Consider the following 4,356-nt stretch of genomic DNA (forward strand, 5'->3'; position numbering starts at 1 on the left):
GCCGTCACTGACCGTATAGGTGAAGCTATCCGTCAGGGTCTGGTCCCTCTCCAGAGCCCGAACATTAGCTGCGTTGGTGGGATCGTAGCTGATGGTCCCATCGGTGTTCAGCGTCAGGATAGCCCCCTGTGTGCTCATGGTCGAAACCTCTGACACCGTGAGCGCGTCCCCGTCGGCATCACTGTCATTGGCCAGGAGCGTGGCGATATCAATCGAAGTGACAACATTTTCTTCGATCGGAGTGGGGCTTTGCGCAACATCATCGACTACGACAGGTGCGTCGTTGGCTCCGTGCACATCGATTGAAACCGTTGCGGTGCTTTGCCCGCCATTACCGTCACTGACCGTATAGGTGAATGTATCCGTCAGGGTCTCGCCTTCCGCCAGAGCCTGGACAGCCTCTGTGCCTCTTGGATCATAGCTGATCGTCCCGTCGGTGTTCAGCGTCAGGATGGCCCCATGCGCGCTTTCGGCATCAACCTCTGACACCGTGAGCACATCCCCATCGACATCGCTGTCATTGGCCAGGAGCGTGGCGATATCAATCGACGTGACACCATCTTCGTCGATCGGAGTGGAACTTTGCGCAACATCATCAACTACGACGGGTGCATCGTTTCTTCCGTGCACATCGATTGAAACACTTGCGGTGCTTTGCCCGCCATTGCCGTCCTCGACGGTATAGGTGAAGGTATCCGTCAGGGTCTCGCCCTCGGCCAGAGTCTGGACAGCATCTGTGCCTCTTGGATCATAGCTGATCGTCCCGTCGGTGTTCAGCGTCAGGATGGCCCCATGCGCGCTTTCGGCATCAACCTCTGACACCGTGAGCACATCCCCATCGACATCGCTGTCATTGCTCAGGAGCGTGGCGATATCAATCGAAGTGACACCATCTTCTGTGATCGGATTAGAACTTTGCGCAACATCATCAACCGCGACAGGGGCATCGTTGACGGGTGTAATATCAAGCGCAAAGGTATCGCTCGCTGTGAGTGAGCCGTCGCTGGCCGTCACCGTAACACTCAAAATGTCGTTGAAGTCCTGCGGCGGTGTGCCCGAGAAACTCCCCGCAGCCGCATCAAACACCAGCCAGTCCGGCAGCGCCGCACCATCTGTCAGCGTCGCACTCAAGGTCAGTGCATCGCTGTCCACGTCTGTGAAGGCATTGGCTGGCAGTGCAAAACTTACAGCCTCATCTTCCGCGGAAGAACGATCCTCCAATGCAATTGCCACAACGGGTGCATCGTTGGTTCCGTGCACAACCACTGAAACGGTTGCGGTGCTTTCACCGCCATTGCCGTCCTCGACGGTATAGGTGAAGGTATCCGTCAGGGTCTCGCCCTCTGCCAGGGCCTGAATAGCCTCTGCGCCGGTGGGATCGTACCCGACCGTACTGATCGTCCCACCGCCGGTGTTCAGTGTCAGGACAGCACCATACGTACTTTCGGCATCAACCGCTGTCATCGTCAGCGCATCTCCCTCGACATCGCTGTCATTAGCCAGGAGCGCGTCAGTATGAATCAGAATGGCAACATCTTCTATGATCGGATTGGGGCTTTGAGAAACACTGTCATCAGCCACGGCAGGGGCATCGTTGACAGGTGTAATATCAAGCGCAAAGGCACTGCTTGCTGACAGTGAGCCATCGCTGGCCGTCACCGTGACATCGACCATGCCATTGAAGTCTTGCGGTGGTGTGCCCGAGAAGCTCCCCGCAGCCGCATCAAACACCAGCCAGTCCGGCAGCGCCGAACCATCTGTCAGCGTCGCAGTCAAGGTCAGTGTATCACCATCCACATCCGTGAAGGCATTGGCCGGCAGTGCAAAGCTCACGGCTTCATCTTCTTCTGAAGACTGATCCTCCAATGCAAGGGCCGCGACAGGGGCATCGTTGACAGGGGTGATATCAAGCACAAAGGCATCGCTCGCTGTGAGTGACCCATCGCTGGCCGTCACCGTGACATGGACCAGGCCATTGAAGTCCTGGGGCGGTGTGCCCGAGAAGCTCCCCGCAGCCGCATCAAACACCAGCCAGTCCGGCAGCGCCGAACCATCTGTCAGCGTCGCAGTCAAGGTCAGTGTATCACCATCCACATCCGTGAAGGCATTGGCGGGCAGTGCAAAGCTCACGGCCTCATCTTCTGCTGAAGACTGATCCTCCAATGCAAGGGCCGCGACCGGCGCATCGTTGACGGGTGTAATATCAAGCGCAAAGGTGCCGCTTTCTGTGAGTGACCCGTCACTGGCTGTCACCGTGACACTCAACATGCCATGGAAGTCCTGCGGCGGTGTGCCCGAGAAGCTCCCCGCAGCCGCATCAAAGACCAGCCAGTCCGGCAGGGCCGAACCATCCGTCAGCGTTGCACTCAAGGTCAGCGCATCGCCATCCACATCCGTGAACGCATTGGCCGGCAGCGCAAAGCTCACGGCCTCATCTTCCGCGGAAGATCGGTCTTCCAAGGCAATTGCCACAACGGGTGCATCGTTGGTTCCGTGCACAATAATGAACACGGTTGCGTCGCTCTCACCGCCATGGCCATCCTCGATGGTATAGGTGAATGTATCGGCCAGGGTCTGGCCCTCTGCCAAAGCCTGAACAGCCTCTGCGCCCGTCGGATCATAGCTGATGGTTCCATCGCTGTTCAGCGTCAGGATGGCCCCATGCGCGCTTTCGGCATCAACCTCTTTCACCGTGAGCGTATCCCCATCGACATCGCTGTCATTGGTCAGAAGCGTGGCGCTATCAATCAAGGTGACAGCATCTTCTGTGACCAGAGTGGGGCTTTGCGCAACATCAGCAACTGCGACAGGCGTATCATTGGTTCCGTACACAACCACTGAAACACTTGCGGTGCTCTCACCGCCATTGCCGTCACTGACCGTATAGGTGAAGCTATCCGTCAGGGTCTGACCAACTGCCAGAGCCTGAACAGCATCTGCGTTTCTTGGATCATAGCTGATCGTGCCGTCGCTGTTCAGTGTCAGGGTGGCCCCATGCGTGCTCGTGGCATCAACCTCTTTCACCGTGAGCGCATCTCCCTCGACATCGCTGTCATTGGCCAGAAGCGTGGCGATATCAATCGAAGTGACAGTATCTTCTGTGATCGGATTGGGGCTTTGAGCAACATCATCAGCCGCGACAGGGGCATCGTTGACCGGTGTGATATCAAGCGCAAAGGTGCCGCTTTCTGTGAGTGACCCGTCACTGGCCGTCACCGTGACATTGACCATGCCATGGAAGTCCTGCGGCGGTGTGCCCGAGAAGCTCCCCGAAGCCGCATCAAACACCAGCCAGCCCGGCAGCGCCGAACCATCCGTCAGCGTTGCAGTCAAGGTCAGTGCATCACCATCCACATCCATGAACGCATTGGCTGGCAGTGCAAAGCTCACGGCTTCATCTTCCGCTGAAGACTGATCCACCAAGGCAATCGCCAGAACGGGTGCATCGTTGGTTCCGTGCACAACGACCAACACGGTTGCGGTGTTCTCCCCGCCATGGCCGTCCTCGACGGTATAGGTGAATGTATCGGCCAGGGTCTGGCCTTCTGCCAGGGCCTGAACATCAGCTGCGCCGGTGGGATCATAGCTGATCGTCCCGTCGCTGTTCAGCGTCAGGGTGGCCCCATGCGCACTTTCGGCATCAACCTCTTTCACCGTGAGCGCATCCCCTTCGACATCGCTGTCATTGGCCAGAAGCGTGGCGGTATCAATCGAGATGACACCATCTTCTGTGATCGGAGTGGAGCTTTGCGCAACATCATCAACCGCGACAGGGGCATCGTTGACAGGGGTGATATCAAGCGCAAAGGTATCACTCGCTGTGAGTGAGCCATCACTGGCCGTCACCGTGACATTGACCATGTCATGGAAGTCCTGGGGCGGTGTGCCCGAGAAGCTCCCGGCAGCGGCATCAAACACCAACCAGTCCGGCAGGGCCGCACCCCCAACCAGCGTTGCAGTCAAGGTCAGCGCATCGCCATCCACATCCGTGAACGCATTGGCTGGCAGCGCAAAGCTCACGGCCTCGTCTTCCGCTGAAGATCGAGGAGGCAACGCAATCGCCAGAACAGGGGCATCATTGGTTCCGTGCACAACCACTGAAACACTTGCGGTGCTCTCACCGCCATGGCCATCCTCGACCGTGTAGGTGAAGGTATCCGTCAGGGTCTGGCCCTCTGCCAGGGCCTGAACAGCCTCTGCGTTGGTTGGATCGTAGCTGATGGTTCCATCGCTGTTCAGTGTCAGGGTGGCCCCATGCGCACTCATGGCATCAACCCCTTTCACCGTGAGCGCATCCCCCTCGACATCGCTGTCATTGGCCAGAAGCGTGGCGGTCTCAATCGAAGTGACAACATC

General features: G+C 57.9%; 1 protein-coding gene. It reads right to left on the reverse strand.

Annotated elements, in window-relative coordinates:
* Positions 1-4,356 (reverse strand): tandem-95 repeat protein (locus ACR0BU_RS24535; RefSeq protein ID WP_480755781.1); only part of this gene is annotated, 4,356 nt, incomplete at both ends.

The sequence above is a fragment of the Ruegeria sp. CK2 genome, from assembly GCF_056536585.1.